Annotated in this window: 13 protein-coding genes and 1 pseudogene; 7 read left to right on the top strand and 7 right to left on the bottom strand. The window is 63.7% G+C overall.

Annotation, left to right across the window (positions count from 1 at the left end):
• The first annotated feature begins 154 nt into the window (after window positions 1–154).
• On the top strand, window positions 155–1,099 hold the full coding sequence (locus HX881_RS12515) for a GlxA family transcriptional regulator (RefSeq protein WP_017128343.1): 945 nt from the start codon (window positions 155–157) through the stop codon (window positions 1,097–1,099).
• A gap of 120 nt (window positions 1,100–1,219) precedes the next feature.
• Here HX881_RS12515 and HX881_RS12510 read toward each other — a convergent pair whose 3' ends face one another.
• The 6 genes and pseudogenes from HX881_RS12510 to HX881_RS12485 form a co-directional block, all read right to left on the bottom strand.
• Window positions 1,220–1,636 carry a DUF3010 family protein gene (locus tag HX881_RS12510; RefSeq protein WP_017128344.1) on the bottom strand — a complete coding sequence of 139 codons (417 nt, stop codon included), beginning with the start codon at window positions 1,634–1,636 and terminating at the stop codon, window positions 1,220–1,222.
• A gap of 32 nt (window positions 1,637–1,668) precedes the next feature.
• A complete protein-coding gene (locus tag HX881_RS12505; protein WP_177084742.1) occupies window positions 1,669–1,992 on the bottom strand; it encodes a helix-turn-helix domain-containing protein in 324 nt (107 codons plus the stop codon).
• Window positions 1,976–2,050, bottom strand: a pseudogene (locus HX881_RS12500) (type II toxin-antitoxin system RelE/ParE family toxin); the annotation flags it as partial. The gene HX881_RS12505 and the pseudogene HX881_RS12500, both read right to left, overlap by 17 nt.
• A 127-nt stretch (window positions 2,051–2,177) precedes the next feature.
• Window positions 2,178–2,954: a bestrophin-like domain gene (locus HX881_RS12495; protein WP_017128345.1), complete on the bottom strand. Its 777-nt coding sequence runs from the start codon at window positions 2,952–2,954 to the stop codon at window positions 2,178–2,180.
• Window positions 2,955–3,077: 123 nt separating this feature from the next.
• Window positions 3,078–3,566: a DUF3592 domain-containing protein gene (locus tag HX881_RS12490; protein WP_017128346.1), complete on the bottom strand. Its 489-nt coding sequence runs from the start codon at window positions 3,564–3,566 to the stop codon at window positions 3,078–3,080.
• Window positions 3,567–3,608: 42 nt separating this feature from the next.
• Window positions 3,609–4,010 carry a lysozyme inhibitor LprI family protein gene (locus tag HX881_RS12485; RefSeq protein WP_017128347.1) on the bottom strand — a complete coding sequence of 134 codons (402 nt, stop codon included), beginning with the start codon at window positions 4,008–4,010 and terminating at the stop codon, window positions 3,609–3,611.
• A 244-nt stretch (window positions 4,011–4,254) separates the two neighbouring features.
• Between HX881_RS12485 and HX881_RS12480 the strand changes: the two genes are divergently transcribed.
• The 6 genes from HX881_RS12480 (at window position 4,255) to etfB (ending at window position 12,048) form a co-directional block, all read left to right on the top strand.
• Window positions 4,255–5,232 (top strand): dipeptidase, encoded by a 978-nt coding sequence (locus tag HX881_RS12480; protein ID WP_017128348.1) that lies wholly within the window; start codon window positions 4,255–4,257, stop codon window positions 5,230–5,232.
• Window positions 5,233–5,329: 97 nt separating this feature from the next.
• Window positions 5,330–5,860 (top strand): DUF5943 domain-containing protein, encoded by a 531-nt coding sequence (locus HX881_RS12475; RefSeq protein WP_003228980.1) that lies wholly within the window; start codon window positions 5,330–5,332, stop codon window positions 5,858–5,860.
• A gap of 15 nt (window positions 5,861–5,875) precedes the next feature.
• Window positions 5,876–7,936, top strand: a complete 2,061-nt coding sequence (gene dgcA, locus HX881_RS12470; RefSeq protein WP_017128350.1) for a dimethylglycine demethylation protein DgcA — start codon at window positions 5,876–5,878, stop codon at window positions 7,934–7,936.
• A gap of 162 nt (window positions 7,937–8,098) precedes the next feature.
• On the top strand, window positions 8,099–10,042 hold the full coding sequence (gene dgcB / locus HX881_RS12465) for a dimethylglycine demethylation protein DgcB (RefSeq protein ID WP_177084740.1): 1,944 nt from the start codon (window positions 8,099–8,101) through the stop codon (window positions 10,040–10,042).
• The gene (gene etfA, locus HX881_RS12460) at window positions 10,042–11,262 is read left to right on the top strand and encodes an electron transfer flavoprotein subunit alpha (protein ID WP_177084738.1); all 1,221 of its coding nucleotides are present in this window, start codon (window positions 10,042–10,044) and stop codon (window positions 11,260–11,262) included. Before dgcB ends, etfA begins: the two co-directional genes overlap by 1 nt.
• A 15-nt stretch (window positions 11,263–11,277) precedes the next feature.
• Window positions 11,278–12,048, top strand: coding sequence for an electron transfer flavoprotein subunit beta (gene etfB, locus HX881_RS12455; protein WP_017128352.1), 771 nt, complete (start codon window positions 11,278–11,280; stop codon window positions 12,046–12,048).
• Between the two features lie 489 nt (window positions 12,049–12,537).
• Here etfB and HX881_RS12450 read toward each other — a convergent pair whose 3' ends face one another.
• Entirely contained in the window at window positions 12,538–14,463 is a 1,926-nt protein-coding gene (locus HX881_RS12450) for a secretin and TonB N-terminal domain-containing protein (protein WP_177084736.1), read from the bottom strand.
• Between the last annotated feature and the right edge of the window lie 5 nt (window positions 14,464–14,468).

The following is a 14,468-nucleotide window of genomic DNA, read 5'->3' as shown; positions in this document are numbered from 1 at the left end:
CTGATGCACCGGTGATGCTCAAGTTACGCAGCTCTGGCCCACTGAAAACGCACAGCGGCGACTGACTCTTGCACAGCAGCGACCTGTGCTCTTGTCGTCGTCGTCGAACTGGCGTATCACATCGGCAACGCTACCCGTCTTGCGAGTGCGCTCCATGTCCCAGGATTTCTACTTCTTGCTGATGCCGGGTTTTTCGGCGATGGGCTTTATCTCGGCGATCGAGCCGCTGCGCGTGGCCAATCGCTTTCGTGGCGAGCTGTACCGCTGGCATGTGCTCAGTGCCGACGGCGGCGCGGTGCTGGCTAGCAACGGCATGTCGGTCAACGCCGATGCGGCGCTGGAGCCGCTGAAGAAGGGCGCGACCTTGCTGGTGGTGGCCGGCTTCGAGCCGCTGAAGTTCGTGACCCCGGCCCTGGAGCACTGGTTGCGTCGTCTCGATCACGATGGCGTCACCCTCGGTGGGATCGACACCGGCAGCGTGGTGCTGGCCGAGGCCGGCCTGCTCGAAGGCCATCGCGTGACCCTGCACTGGGAAGCGCTGGAGGCCTTCAAGGAATCCTATCCGCAACTGGAGGTGACCCAGGAACTGTTCGAGATCGACCGCCGACGCATCACCTGCGCGGGCGGCACGGCATCCATCGACATGATGCTCGACCTGATCGGCCAGGCCCACGGGCCGGAGCTGGCGATCCAGGTGTCGGAACAGTTCGTGCTCGGGCGGATCCGCCCGCGCAAGGACCACCAGCGCATGCAGATCGCCACGCGCTACGGCATCAGCAACAAGAAGCTGGTGCAGGTGGTCGGCGAGATGGAGCAGCACATGGAGCCGCCGCTGAGCACGCTGGAGCTGGCGGAATCGATCAAAGTCACGCGGCGTCAGCTGGAGCGCCTGTTCCGCCTCTATCTCAAGGACACCCCGAGCAACTTCTATCTGGGCCTGCGCCTGGAGAAGGCCCGCCAGTTGCTGCGCCAGACCGACATGAGCGTACTGGAAGTGAGTATCGCCAGCGGCTTCGAGTCGCCGTCGTACTTCACCCGCAGCTACCGGGCCCGGTTCGCCCAGTGTCCACGGGAGGACCGGCGCGGGATCAAGGTGTAGGGGGGGCTCCCTGTAGGAGCCGGCTTGCCGGCGATGGGGCCGTAAAGTCGTACATCAACCTTTCGGACGCCATCGCTGGCAAGCCAGCTCCTGCAAGGTTTGTGATGTTCTGGAAAAGGGTTACTTTTTCAGCAGCGCGGCACAGGCTGCCTTGTAGGCTTCATGCTGATATTTGTTCAGCGTCGCGGGCAGGGCGAAGGCGAACTTCTTGTGCTGCGCGTTGAGGGTCTGGGGTGACAGCAGCGTCACCTCGCAGTTGTCCAGCAACTGCAGGATGCCCTCGATCTTGAAGGTGGTCGGCCCGCCGGCGAACTCGCCCTTCTTGCCGCGTTTCTTGATGGCGATGCGCTGGATGCCATGGGCCTGGACAAAGGCCTTGATCTGGCCGGCGAAGGCTTTCACGTTGGCGGCTTCGTCATCGTCGTCCAGGGCGATCTTCCTGGTGGCGACGGCCACATGTTCAGGGCTGCCGTCCTGCAGGGTGGCGAGGGCGAAGATGGCTTCGCTGCCTTTTATTTCGATGCCGCAGATAGTCATTTGAGTCCTTTGGGAGTCGCTGGGAATGGAGATCAGAGCTCCAGTTGGTCTGCCTTGATGCCGAATGCCGCCGCGATTTTTTCGCGGGTCGCCTTGCGCGGCCTGGCTACGGATTCCTGCTGGGCATAGGCCGGTTGCGAGATGCCCAGGCGCCTGGCTACTTCATCTTGCGTCAGATCCAGATACTCGCGCCAGGCGCGAATGGGGGTTGCCCCGTCGACCATGCGACTGACAACCTCATGGGGGATCAGGTCGGGCTCCCTTTGTTGGGCGACATATTGCGCGTAGGGGATCACGACGAAAGCCGGCTGCCCGTTGGCGTCATTGATGATCTGGATGTCAGTAGGTGCGTTCATCGCGCTTTTTTACCTCTTGGATACTGACCACTTTAAGGATGCCTTCCCAGTCGAACAGGTGGGGTCCAGAAAATTGTGTTCATGGGATGATATAAGTCTTTTATAAGAATTTCTAATATTTGCTTATATTCTCCGTGTCGACAATGCGGCAAGGTTTGCCTGATGTTGCCGGACTGGCGAGGTCCCTAATCCATCGTTTTGCGCAAGTCCAGCATGATCTTGTCGAAGTAGTCGACGCGGATGATGCCCAGTCGTGGGAACTCGAAGTCGAGGATCACGTAGAGCACGCAGACCATCACCAGGGCGTAGCCGAGGCTGTGCAGCCAGTGGCGGGTGACGGTGCCGGCCATGCCGTAGCCGATCAGCAGGGCGCTGATCTGGGTCAGGGTGATCAGCATCAGGTAGATGATCAGCGGCGGGTGGGTTTCCAGGGCCACGCTGCGGGTGGTGGTGATGTCGATCATCTCGTTGAGCGCCTGCAGCGCGCTGACGCCCAGGGTGGGGGTCGGCATGTCCTGCAACGAGGCCACGGCCTTTTTCCAGATAGCCAGTTGCAAGGCACTGGCCCGGGCGTTTTCCCGGGTCGCGAGGTCGACGTCGGTCAGGTCGCGATAATAGGCGATGCGGGCATCCACATAATCGCGAAAGTCCTGGCGCAATGCCGGCTGGTGCGCAGCCGGCAGCAGGTCCAGGCGCAGCCAGGCGGTGCCCATGGCGTTGGTTTCCGCGACGATCAGGGTGCGCCGGGCATCCATGCGGGTGGCTGCGCCAGAGAAGGTGAAGGCAATCAACAGCGCCAGCAGGCCGAACACCGCGCCTTCGATGGCGCCAATCCCGATCCGCGCACCCTCGGGGTCGGCGGCCAGATGGCGGGCACCGATGCGCCGGCCAATGTCGATGAACAGCACGATGGCGACAAAGATGGCGAAGGCATAGAACGGAATGGCTGCAAGTGAGTGCATACGAAAATCTCCTGATTATCGTGGGGGACTCGTCTGTACAGCCGGTTCAGGACGGGGGCGGTTTGTTGCTTAGTTAAGTTTCCCCCTGGGCCTTGTCAAGCTTCTGGTGTCAGGAGGTTCGACTCAGTAATAACGGTCTTCCCGCCGATGCCGGAAGATCAGGTGGGTAGTCCAGAACAGCAGGCCGAAGCCCAGCACCACCGTGGCGACACTGGCGCTGAAGATATAGAAACCGGGTCGGCCGAAGCGCCGCTGCGTGGCCAGGTTGTGATAGCTGGGGAACCACTCGGAATAGACCACCTGCACCGGCTCTCCTTCATGGTAGCTGCCGCTGGGTGTGAAGGTGTCCTGATACAGCACGCCATCGCCGCGGGTGTTGCGGTCATCGAAGCGGTAGTGCACGTACTGGCCGAGGAACACCGGGCCCCTCCAGAGTTCTTCGACCTGGGTGACGGTGCCCGTGACTTCCTTGGCCGATGTCTGCAGGGCGGCGTAGCGCAGGCCATCCTCGCGCGACATCATCGCGAAGACGCAGGCCAGCAGGATCAGGAAAAACAGCAGGGCGGCGCGATTGAACAGATGATCGCGCGCGGCTTCACGTGGGTAGTACATACAGATCCTTTGTCACGGACAGCGGTCCGGGTGCCCCGCGGTTCATTCCTGCAACAGCGACTCGAGGAACTCCGACCGTTCGTCGCTCTTGCTGGCCAGGCAGTCGTTCAGGTCGATGTTGTATTGCTTGCTGCCGACCTTCGCCGGGAACGGGGCGATGGCGCAATCGGCATCCCGGGATTTTATCCACAACTGCTCGGCAGTCTGCAGTTTGCCGGTGATGTCCGCCAGATCGGCCTTTTTGTTCGCATATTGCGACGCGACCCGATCCAGCAGCGCCTGGAAGTTCTCCTTGAGCAACTGCTCGGCGGTGTTTTTGTTGTAGGTGGCGCATTCCAGGGTCTGCTGGTCGTCCGGCACCGCGTCGCAAGGCGAGTTGTCGGACTCTTCGGCCGCGTGAACGCCCATGCTGACAAGGGCCAAGGCCAGGAAAATCGATTTCATTACGGCGTCCTGATACGGGATAGGAGAGCGATGTGGGGCAATTCTGTCTCAAGCAGAATGCAAAGAATAGTCGTACAGCGACAAGTCCTTGAGCCTACCGTCTTGACGCCCTTTGTCGCGGATTGACGCTTTCGGCAATTCCCCTGTCGTTTTTGCACCCGGCTCCGCCGCCCCCTGGGCATATGCTGGCCCCAAAGCGCCGGCAGACGATTCGGCGCGTGAATCGCCAATAGGGGACAGCCTGATGAGCCCAGCCGAATTGCACGCCGACAGCATCGTTATCGACGGGCTGATCATTGCCAAGTGGAACCGTGAACTGTTCGAAGACATGCGCAAGGGCGGGCTGACCGCCGCCAACTGCACCGTGTCGGTCTGGGAAGGTTTCCAGGCCACCGTCAACAGCATCGCCTCGAGCCAGAAGCTGATCCGCGAGAACAGCGACCTGGTCATGCCCGTACGCACCACCGCCGACATCCGCAAGGCCAAGGAGCTGGGCAAGACCGGCATCCTGTTCGGTTTCCAGAACGCCCACGCCTTCGAAGACCAGATCGGCTACGTCGAGATCTTCAAGCAGCTCGGCGTCGGTATCGTGCAGATGTGCTACAACACCCAGAACCTGGTGGGCACCGGTTGCTACGAGCGTGACGGCGGCCTGTCGGGCTTCGGTCGCGAGATCGTCGCCGAGATGAACCGGGTCGGCATCATGTGCGACCTGTCCCACGTCGGTTCCAAGACCAGCGAGGAAGTGATCCTCGAATCGAAGAAGCCGGTGACCTACTCCCATTGCCTGCCTTCGGGTCTGAAAGAGCATCCGCGCAACAAGTCCGATGCCGAGCTGAAGTTCATCGCCGACCACGGCGGCTTTGTCGGCGTGACCATGTTCGCGCCGTTCCTCGCCAAGGGCATCGACTCGACCATCGACGACTACGCCGAGGCCATCGAGTACGTGATGAACATCGTCGGTGAAGACGCCATCGGCATCGGCACCGACTTCACCCAGGGCCATGGCCAGGACTTCTTCGAATACCTGACCCACGACAAGGGCTACGCCCGCCGCCTGACCAGCTTCGGCAAGATCATCAACCCGCTGGGCATCCGCACCGTGGGCGAGTTCCCGAACCTCACCGAGACCCTGCTCAAGCGCGGTCACTCTGAGCGCGTGGTGCGCAAGATCATGGGCGAAAACTGGGTCAACGTCCTCAAGGACGTCTGGGGCGAATAAGTCCCGCCCGCTTTCTCTTTCCGACACCTCACCCTGCGCGCCCGTCGCGCAGGGCGTAAGCGGCCAGCCGCAATCAATGAATTCTGGAGTGTTTCCCATGGCTAAAATCGCCCCGCAACTGCCTATCGAAGTCGACAGCGAAACCGGTGTCTGGACTTCCGACGCATTGCCGATGCTCTATGTCCCACGGCATTTCTTCGTCAACAACCACATGGGTATCGAGGAAGTGCTGGGCGCCGAAGCCTATGCCGAAATCCTCTACAAGGCCGGCTACAAGTCCGCCTGGCACTGGTGTGAAAAAGAAGCCGAATGCCATGGCCTGGAAGGCGTCGCGGTGTTCGAACACTACATGAAGCGCCTGTCGCAACGTGGCTGGGGCCTGTTCAAGATCCAGGACATCGACCTCGACAAGGGCACCGCCAGCGTCAAGCTCGAACACTCGGCGTTCGTCTACGTCTACGGCAAGGTCGGGCGCAAGGTCGACTACATGTTCACGGGCTGGTTCGCCGGGGCCATGGACCAGATCCTCGCCGCTCGCGGCAGCAAGATCCGCACCGTGGCCGAACAAGTCTACGGCGGCTCTGAAGAAGGCCACGACGATGGCCTGTTCACCGTCAAGCCGTTGTAAGTCGAGGAACCCGTCATGGCTTTCGAAGCAATGTTCCAGCCGATCCAGATCGGCAAACTGACCATCCGCAACCGCGTGCTCAGTACCGCCCACGCCGAGGTGTATGCCACCGACGGCGGGATGACCACCGACCGCTATGTGAAGTACTACGAAGAGAAAGCCAAGGGCGGGATCGGCCTGGCGATCTGCGGCGGTTCTTCCAGCGTCGCCATCGACAGTCCGCAAGGCTGGTGGAAATCGGTGAACCTGGCCGACGACCGGATCATTCCGCACTTCCAGAACCTGGCCGATGCCATGCACAAGCATGGCGCCAAGATCATGATCCAGATTACCCACATGGGCCGGCGTTCGCGCTGGGACGGCGAACACTGGCCGACCCTGCTGTCGCCGTCGGGTATTCGTGAACCGGTGCACCGCGCCACCTGCAAGACCATCGAGCCGGAAGAAATCTGGCGGGTGATCGGCAACTACGCCACCGCGGCGGCCCGGGCCAAGGCCGGCGGCCTGGACGGCGTCGAACTGTCGGCGGTGCACCAGCACATGATCGACCAGTTCTGGAGCCCGCGGGTCAACAAACGCACCGACGAATGGGGCGGCAGCTTCGAGAATCGCATGCGTTTCGGCCTGGAAGTGCTCAAGGCCGTGCGCAAGGAAGTCGGTGACGATTTCTGCGTCGGCATGCGCATCTGTGGTGACGAATTCCACCCGGACGGCCTGTCCCACGAGGACATGAAGCAGATCGCCAAGTATTACGACGACACCGGTATGCTCGACTTCATCGGTGTGGTCGGCTCAGGTTGCGACACCCACAACACCCTGGCCAACGTGATTCCGAACATGAGCTACCCGCCGGAGCCGTTCCTGCACCTGGCCGCCGGGATCAAGGAAGTGGTCAAGGCGCCGGTCCTGCACGCACAGAACATCAAGGACCCGAACCAGGCGACGCGCATTCTCGAAGGCGGCTATGTCGACATGGTCGGCATGACCCGTGCGCACATCGCCGACCCGCACCTGATCGCCAAGATCAAGATGGGCCAGGTCGACCAGATCAAGCAGTGCGTCGGCGCCAACTATTGCATCGACCGCCAGTACCAGGGGCTCGATGTCCTGTGCATCCAGAACGCCGCGACTTCCCGTGAATACATGGGCGTGCCGCATATCATCGAGAAGTCCACCGGGCCCCGGCGCAAGGTGGTGATCGTCGGTGCCGGCCCCGCCGGCATGGAAGCGGCGCGGGTCAGCGCCGAACGCGGTCACGACGTGACCCTGTTCGAGAAGAAGGACGCCATCGGCGGGCAGATCACCACGGCCTCGAAAGCGCCGCAACGGGACCAGATCGCCGGTATCACCCGCTGGTTCCAGCTGGAACTGGCACGCCTGAAAGTCGATGTGCGGCTGGGCACCGCCGCCGATGCGGCGACCATCCTCGACCTGCGTCCGGATGTGGTCGTGCTGGCGGTGGGCGGTCATCCGTTCCTCGAACAGAACGAACACTGGGGCGCCGCCGAAGGGCTGGTGGTCAGCAGCTGGGATGTGCTCGATGGCAAGGTCGCGCCAGGCAAGAACGTGCTGGTCTACGACACCATCTGCGAGTTCACCGGCATGTCGGTGGCCGACTTCCTCGCCGACAAGGGCAGCCAGGTCGAGATCGTCACCGACGATATCAAGCCGGGCGTGGCCATCGGCGGTACGTCGTTCCCGACCTACTACCGCAGCATGTACCCGAAGGAAGTGATCATGACCGGCGACATGATGCTGGAAAAGGTCTATCGCGAGGGCGACAAGCTGGTGGCGGTGCTGGAGAACGAATACACCGGCGCCAAGGAAGAGCGGGTGGTGGACCAGGTGGTAGTGGAGAACGGCGTGCGTCCGGACGAAGAGATCTACTACGGGCTCAAGGACGGTTCGCGCAACAAGGGCCAGATCGATATCGACGCCCTGTTCGCGATCAAGCCGCAGCCTTCGCTGAGCCAGCCGGGTGACGGTTACCTGCTGTTCCGCATCGGCGACTGTGTGGCCCAGCGCAACACGCACGCGGCGATCTATGACGCGTTGCGTCTGTGCAAGGATTTCTAACGGCTTGCACATAACCCTGTGGGAGCGGGCTTGCCCGCGAATGCAACCTGTCCGTCGGCATCGATGTCGACTGACCCACCGCTTTCGCGGGCAAGCCCGCTCCCACAGGAACCGAGTAAGGCATCTCGACCTGCAAGACCCGAGGTCTTTGGGAGCTGCACCATGTTGAACACCCTTCTTCCCATCCTGCTGTTCGCCGCCCTGGGCCTGGCTGTCCTCGGCGCGCTGCGGCGGGTCGCCATGTGGCGCCGCGGCCGACCGTCGAAAGTCGATCTGCTCGGTGGCCTGTTCGCCATGCCCAAGCGCTACATGGTCGATTTGCACCATGTGGTGGCGCGGGACAAATACATCGCCAATACCCACGTCGCCACGGCCGGTGGCGCGGTGGCTTCGATTGTCCTGGCGATCCTGGTACACGGCTTCGGCCTGCATGACCGCATCCTCGGCTATGCCTTGCTGGTGATGTCGGCGGTGATGTTCGTCGGCGCGATCTTTGTCTATCTGCGGCGCCGCAATCCGCCGAGCCGCCTGTCGAAAGGCCCGTGGATGCGCCTGCCGAAAAGCCTGCTGGCCTTCTCGGCGTCGTTCTTCCTGGTCACCCTGCCGGTGGCCGGCATTCTTCCGCAAGACTTCGGCGGTTGGGTCCTGGCCGTGATCCTCGGCCTCGGCGTGCTGTGGGGCGTGTCGGAACTGTTCTTCGGCATGACCTGGGGCGGACCGATGAAGCACGCCTTCGCCGGTGCCCTGCACCTGGCCTGGCACCGTCGCGCCGAACGCTTCGGCGGCGGCCGCTCCACCGGCCTCAAGCCGCTGGACCTGACTGATCCGCAGGCGCCGCTGGGGGTCGAGAAACCCAAGGACTTCACCTGGAACCAACTGCTGGGCTTCGATGCCTGCGTGCAGTGCGGTAAATGTGAAGCCGCCTGCCCGGCGTTCGCCGCCGGCCAGCCGCTGAACCCGAAAAAACTCATCCAGGACATGGTGGTCGGCCTGGCGGGCGGCACTGACGCGAACTTCGCCGGCAGTCCGTATCCCGGCAAGGCGGTCGGCGAACATTCCGGCAACCCGCACCAGCCGATCGTCAACGGCCTGGTGGACGCCGAGACCCTGTGGTCCTGCACCACCTGTCGCGCCTGCGTCGAGGAATGCCCGATGATGATCGAGCACGTCGATGCCATCGTCGACATGCGCCGGCACCTGACCCTGGAAAAAGGCGCGACCCCGAACAAGGGCGCCGAAGTCCTGGAAAACCTGATCGCCACCGACAACCCAGGCGGTTTCGCCCCCGGCGGGCGGATGAACTGGGCGGCGGACCTGAACCTCAACCTGCTCAGTGACAAGAAAACCACCGATGTGCTGTTCTGGGTCGGCGACGGCGCCTTCGACATGCGCAACCAGCGCACCTTGCGCGCCTTCGTCAAAGTGCTGAAGGCGGCCAGGGTCGACTTCGCGGTACTCGGCCTGGAAGAGCGCGACAGTGGTGACGTGGCGCGACGCCTGGGCGACGAGGCCACCTTCCAGCTGCTGGCCAGGCGCAATATCCAGACCCTGGCCAAGTACGGCTTCAAGCGCATCGTCACCTGCGATCCCCACAGTTTCCATGTGCTGAAAAACGAATACGGTGCCTTTGGCGGCGATTACCTGGTGCAGCACCACAGCACCTACATGGCCGAACTGATCGCTGCCGGTGCCCTCAACCTCGGGCAGCACAAGGGCAACAGCGTGACCTATCACGACCCGTGCTACCTGGGCCGCTACAACGGCGAGTATGAAGCGCCGCGTGACGTGCTGCGGGCATTGGGGATCGAGGTCAGGGAAATGCAGCGTTCCGGTTTCCGTTCCCGTTGCTGCGGCGGCGGTGGCGGCGCGCCGATCACCGACATTCCCGGCAAGCAGCGGATTCCCGATATGCGCATGGAAGATATCCGCGAAACCGGCGCCGAACTGGTGGCGGTCGGTTGCCCGCAATGCACGGCGATGCTCGAAGGCGTGGTCGAACCGCGCCCCCTGATCAAGGACCTGGCCGAACTGGTGGCCGACGCCCTGCTCGAAGAGACGGCGCCGAGCAAACCGGCGCCCAAGCGTGAACCCGCGGAGGTGCATTGATGAGCGACATTATCCGCCGCGATCCCCGCGCCGAATGGATTGCCCGCAACCGTCTGCATCCGCTGCATGCGGCCATGCAGCCGGTGCAACACAGCTGGATGGGGCCTAACGGGATCGTTCGCAAGAATGTCCACGGCATCGGTTTTATCGGCCCCAACGGTATCAAGCGCATCGACCGCAGCGGCGCCCAGCAGGGCGGCGCGAGCAAGCGCTCGGCCAGTGTCGAAGTGCAGTTGCCGCTGCATCAGGTGCCGCAACCGGCGTTCTACATCAGCGTAGTGCCGGACATGGTCGGTGGTCGCCTGAGCAGCCACGACCGCGACCTGCTTGGCCTGGCCCATCAACTCGCCGGCAAGGACGGCGCGGTATTGGCCGTGGTCTTCGGCGAGCACAAGGAAAGCGCCTTTGCCGCGGCGGGTGTCGACCGCCTGCTGGTGCTTGAAGGCAACGAGTTCAGCGGTTATTCACCGGAACAACGGGTCCAGGGCCTGCGGGCTGTGGATAACCAGTTCAACCCCCGCCACTGGTTGCTGCCGGATAGCCGCAGCGGCGGTGGCGAACTGGGCCGCCGGTTTGCCGCCAGCCTGGGCGAACGCCCGGCGACGCGGGTCTGGCAGGTCAAGGGCGACGAGTGCATCGGCCGTGCCGGTGCCGGCCTGCAGGACCTGGCGCGGCCATTGGCGCGCCTGATCCTGGCGGCCGCCGAATGTGCCGAACCGGTCAGCGAAACCCGTCACGAGGCCTTGCCGGTGGAGTTATCCACAAGCATCGCCCGCAGCCTGCCCCGTATCGAGGATTTGGGCGCGGTGGCGGTGGACCCGGCGGCGATTCCCATGGCCGAGGCCGAGTTCATTTTCTCCGGCGGCAACGGGGTCAAGGACTGGGCGCTGTTCCACGAGACGGCGGCGGCGCTCGGGGCCACCGAAGGGGCTTCGCGGGTGGCGGTGGACGACGGTTTCATGGCCCGCGACCGCCAGGTCGGCGCCAGCGGTACCTGGGTCACGGCGCGGGTCTATGTGGCCGTGGGGATTTCCGGGGCGATCCAGCACCTGCAAGGCATCGGTGCCTGCGACAAGGTGGTGGCGATCAACCTTGATCCGGGCTGCGACATGATCAAGCGTGCCGACCTGTCGGTGATCGGCGAGAGCAGCGAGATCTTCCGCGCCCTGATCGCGGCGGTGACGGCATATCGCAACGGCGCCAAGCGCGATGCGGCTTAAGGTAGGGATGACGTCATGAGTACGAATGTAATCAGCCTGGTGTCCATCGGCGCCCACCCCACCTCCGGCCGCGCCCGGCGCGCCGAGCAGGATGCCCGCGCGGTGGAACTGGGCCTGCAACTGGCCGGGGATGACTTGCAGGTAGTGCATGCCGGCGATGTCACCGAACCGGCGCTGCGGGCCTACCTGGGCATGGGCCTGGACGAATTGCGGGTGCTGGAGCAACCGGCCGGCGCCGATGCGCTGCCGGCGCTGACCGATTACCTGCGCGATGCCGGGGCCCAGTTGGTGCTGACCGGCAGCCAGGCGGAAACCGGCGAGGGTTCGGGCATGCTGCCGTTCCTGCTGGCGGAAAACCTCGGCTGGCCGCTGGTGGTGGGGCTGGCTGAAGTCGAGTCGATCGAAGGCGGCGTGGCCCATGTGCTGCAGGCCTTGCCACGGGGCCAGCGGCGCCGGTTGAAAGTCCGCCTGCCGTTCCTCGCCACGGTGGATAACGCCGCGCCCAAGCCGCGCCAGAGTGCCTATGGCCCGGCCCAGCGCGGGGTGTTGCACGCCGAGGAAGTCGAAGTGCTGGAGGATGAGTTGTTCGCCGGTGCGTTGCTGCAGCCGGCCAAGCCACGGCCCAAGCGTCTGAAGGTAATCAAGGCGAAGAGTGGCGCCGACCGCATGAAAGCCGCCACGGCCAAGGCCAGCGGCGGCGGTGGCCAGGTGCTCAAGGGCGTCAGCGCCGAAGCGGGTGCCGAGGCGATCCTCAAGTTGCTGATCGAGGAAGGTGTCGTGCGCTGACAACTGCGGTCGTTGATTCCTGTGGGAGCGGGCTTGCCCGCGAAAGCGGCGGTGTGGCTGGCATCGTCATCGCTGGCAAGCCAGCTCCTACAAGGTCCCAGGTTAGACGACAGTCCGCAGTGCGCCCCCATCCTGTGGGAGCGGGCTTGCCCGCGAAAGCGGCGGTGCGGCTGGCATCGTCATCGCTGGCAAGCCAGCTCCTACAAGGTTCCAGGCTGGACGCTAGTCCGTGGTGAGCCCCCCCTCCTGTGGGAGCGGGCTTGCCCGCGAAAGCGGCGGCGCGGCTGGCATCGTCATCGCTGGCAAGCCAGCTCCTACAGGGTTCCAGGCTGGGCGATAGTCCATGGTGAAACATCGCCCTGTGGGAGCGGGCTTGCCCGCGAAAGCGGCGGCGCGGCTGGCATCGTCATCGCTGGCAAGCCAGCTCCTACAGGGTTCCAGGCTGGACCATAGTCCGTGGCGGGCCCTTGTCCTTTGGCATGAGACAGCCTAGGGCTGCGGAGCGGTCGGTGCGGCCGCCGGCGGTTGCTCCGCCGGTTTGGGCAGCGGCGACTCCATCACCGGTTGTTCCATGGGGGCCGGCAGCGGCTGCCAGTTCTCATTCGCCCGCGGTACCGCCAGGGGTGGTGGAATAGCGTTGCCGCCGGCACCACCGCTGGTCTGCATGTTCAGGTTCTGGCTGTTGTGCAGGACCATGCCCTCGGTCGAACTGCGCGCCTCGGTGCCGCTGCTGAAGGTGCTGACCTGGGACGCCGGCAGGTCGAGGTTGCGCTCGATCCGCGGGGTGATCAGCAGGATGATCTCGCTCTTGCCCTGCTCGCTCTTGTTCGTGCCGAAAATCGCCTGACCCAACCCTGGAAGACGACTGAGACCCGGCAGGCCGCTGCCCTCGTCGATATCGGCGGTGCGGATCAGGCCGGCGACCACCTGGGTTTCATTGTTGCGCGCGGTCAGCGTCGTGCGGGTCGAGCGCGAGCCCAGTTCGAAGGTCGGCGGGATGTTGTCGGTGCCTTCGTTGCGCTTGGTGATGTGGGTCATGTCGATCACCATCTGCAAATTGATTTCGTCGTTGAGGCTGATATTGGGCTGGACCTCGATGCTCAGCCCGACATCCTGGTAGGAGACCGAGGCGGTGGTCATGAGGTTGGCGGTGGTCGAGGTGATCACCGGAATCTTGTCGCCGATCTTGATCTCGGCCTTTTCCCGGTTCTTCACGCGGATCCGCGGATTGGCCAGCGTCACCGTGTTGCCGCTGCGTTGCAGCAGGTTGATCTTGGCTTCCAGGCTGCCGACTTCGAGCTGGCGCCCACCGAGACCTGTGGTGGCCGGGATGGTGCCGGGCAACGAGAGGCCGATGGAGCCGGGGTAGTTGATCCCCAGGTTGAGTTCGTCCACCAGACTGACTTCCATTACCTGGATATCGATGGTCACTTCCGAGTCGGCCAGGTCGATGGCCTGTACCAGCTTCTCCACGGCGCTCAGGGTTTCCAGGCCGTCGCGCACGATCACCGCGCTGAGCCGTTCGTCCACCAGCACTTCCTTGGGCTTGAGCAACTGCTTGATCTCGGCCGCCGCCAGTTTCGGATCGGCGTGGCTGAGGTAGAAGGTCCGCACGGCCAGCTCGCGGTACTCGCGCTCCTTGTCCGGGCGCGAAGGGTAGATCAGCACGGTGTCGGCATTGAGCACCTTCATCTGCAACTGATGGGTCGACAACAGCAGGTTCAGCGCATCCTCGGCGGTGGTGCGGGATGCGGAGATGCTGGCGGCCGCGTTCGGGTTGACGTCCTTGTCGATCACGAAGTTGATCCCCGACAGCCTGGCGATGGTCTCGAAAATGGTGGTCAGGCTCTGGGAACTGAAGTGCAGGCTGACCGGCTTTTTCATCGCCTCGCTCAGCTTCGGCTTGAGGCTCTCGACGCTGACCAGGGTGCGCGTCAGGCTGTCGCGCAGGTCCAGCGCGTCACGGTAGTTGGGTTGTTGCGCGATGATCTGGCGCACCAGGGCCAGGGCCTCCCGCGGGTTGCTCTCGCGCAGGGCATTGGCTCGCGCCAGTTCGGGACGCAGGCGGGCAAGGTTCTGGATCGTACGGATGGCCTGGCTGGCGCCGAGGTTGCCGGGGTCGTACTTGAGGATCTGCTGCATGGCCGCGATGGCCCCGGCATCGTCGTTGCGCGCCAGCGCGTCGCTGGACTGGCGGCTGTACTGGTCGACCAGTTGTTCGGTCCGGCTGAACAGCGCGGCGCGCAACTGGATGTCGTCAGGATGTTCTTTCACGGCGGCGCGCAGCACATCCACCGAGCGGGTGATATCACCGTCCTGGCGCAGCAGCTCACTCTCGTTGAGCGGGCCTTGGGACTGGCAGGCCGTCATCCCGATCACCAGCAGGGCCAGCCATGGCCGGATAGATTTTGACATGATCG

Source organism: Pseudomonas gingeri (assembly GCF_013386115.1).
In the GTDB taxonomy this organism is placed as follows: domain Bacteria; phylum Pseudomonadota; class Gammaproteobacteria; order Pseudomonadales; family Pseudomonadaceae; genus Aquipseudomonas; species Aquipseudomonas gingeri.
Note: the sequence above shows the minus strand (reverse complement) of the source record. Positions and strands in the feature narration are given on the sequence as shown.

Bases quoted from the DNA above. Each gene is read 5' to 3' on its own strand.
- HX881_RS12515 (WP_017128343.1), top strand. From the start codon at position 155: ATGTCCCAGGATTTCTACTTCTTGCTGATGCCGGGTTTTTCGGCGATG.
- HX881_RS12510 (WP_017128344.1), bottom strand. From the start codon at position 1,636: ATGACTATCTGCGGCATCGAAATAAAAGGCAGCGAAGCCATCTTCGCC.
- HX881_RS12505 (WP_177084742.1), bottom strand. From the start codon at position 1,992: ATGAACGCACCTACTGACATCCAGATCATCAATGACGCCAACGGGCAG.
- HX881_RS12495 (WP_017128345.1), bottom strand. From the start codon at position 2,954: ATGCACTCACTTGCAGCCATTCCGTTCTATGCCTTCGCCATCTTTGTC.
- HX881_RS12490 (WP_017128346.1), bottom strand. From the start codon at position 3,566: ATGTACTACCCACGTGAAGCCGCGCGCGATCATCTGTTCAATCGCGCC.
- HX881_RS12485 (WP_017128347.1), bottom strand. From the start codon at position 4,010: ATGAAATCGATTTTCCTGGCCTTGGCCCTTGTCAGCATGGGCGTTCAC.
- HX881_RS12480 (WP_017128348.1), top strand. From the start codon at position 4,255: ATGAGCCCAGCCGAATTGCACGCCGACAGCATCGTTATCGACGGGCTG.
- HX881_RS12475 (WP_003228980.1), top strand. From the start codon at position 5,330: ATGGCTAAAATCGCCCCGCAACTGCCTATCGAAGTCGACAGCGAAACC.
- dgcA (WP_017128350.1), top strand. From the start codon at position 5,876: ATGGCTTTCGAAGCAATGTTCCAGCCGATCCAGATCGGCAAACTGACC.
- dgcB (WP_177084740.1), top strand. From the start codon at position 8,099: ATGTTGAACACCCTTCTTCCCATCCTGCTGTTCGCCGCCCTGGGCCTG.
- etfA (WP_177084738.1), top strand. From the start codon at position 10,042: ATGAGCGACATTATCCGCCGCGATCCCCGCGCCGAATGGATTGCCCGC.
- etfB (WP_017128352.1), top strand. From the start codon at position 11,278: ATGAGTACGAATGTAATCAGCCTGGTGTCCATCGGCGCCCACCCCACC.
- HX881_RS12450 (WP_177084736.1), bottom strand. From the start codon at position 14,463: ATGTCAAAATCTATCCGGCCATGGCTGGCCCTGCTGGTGATCGGGATG.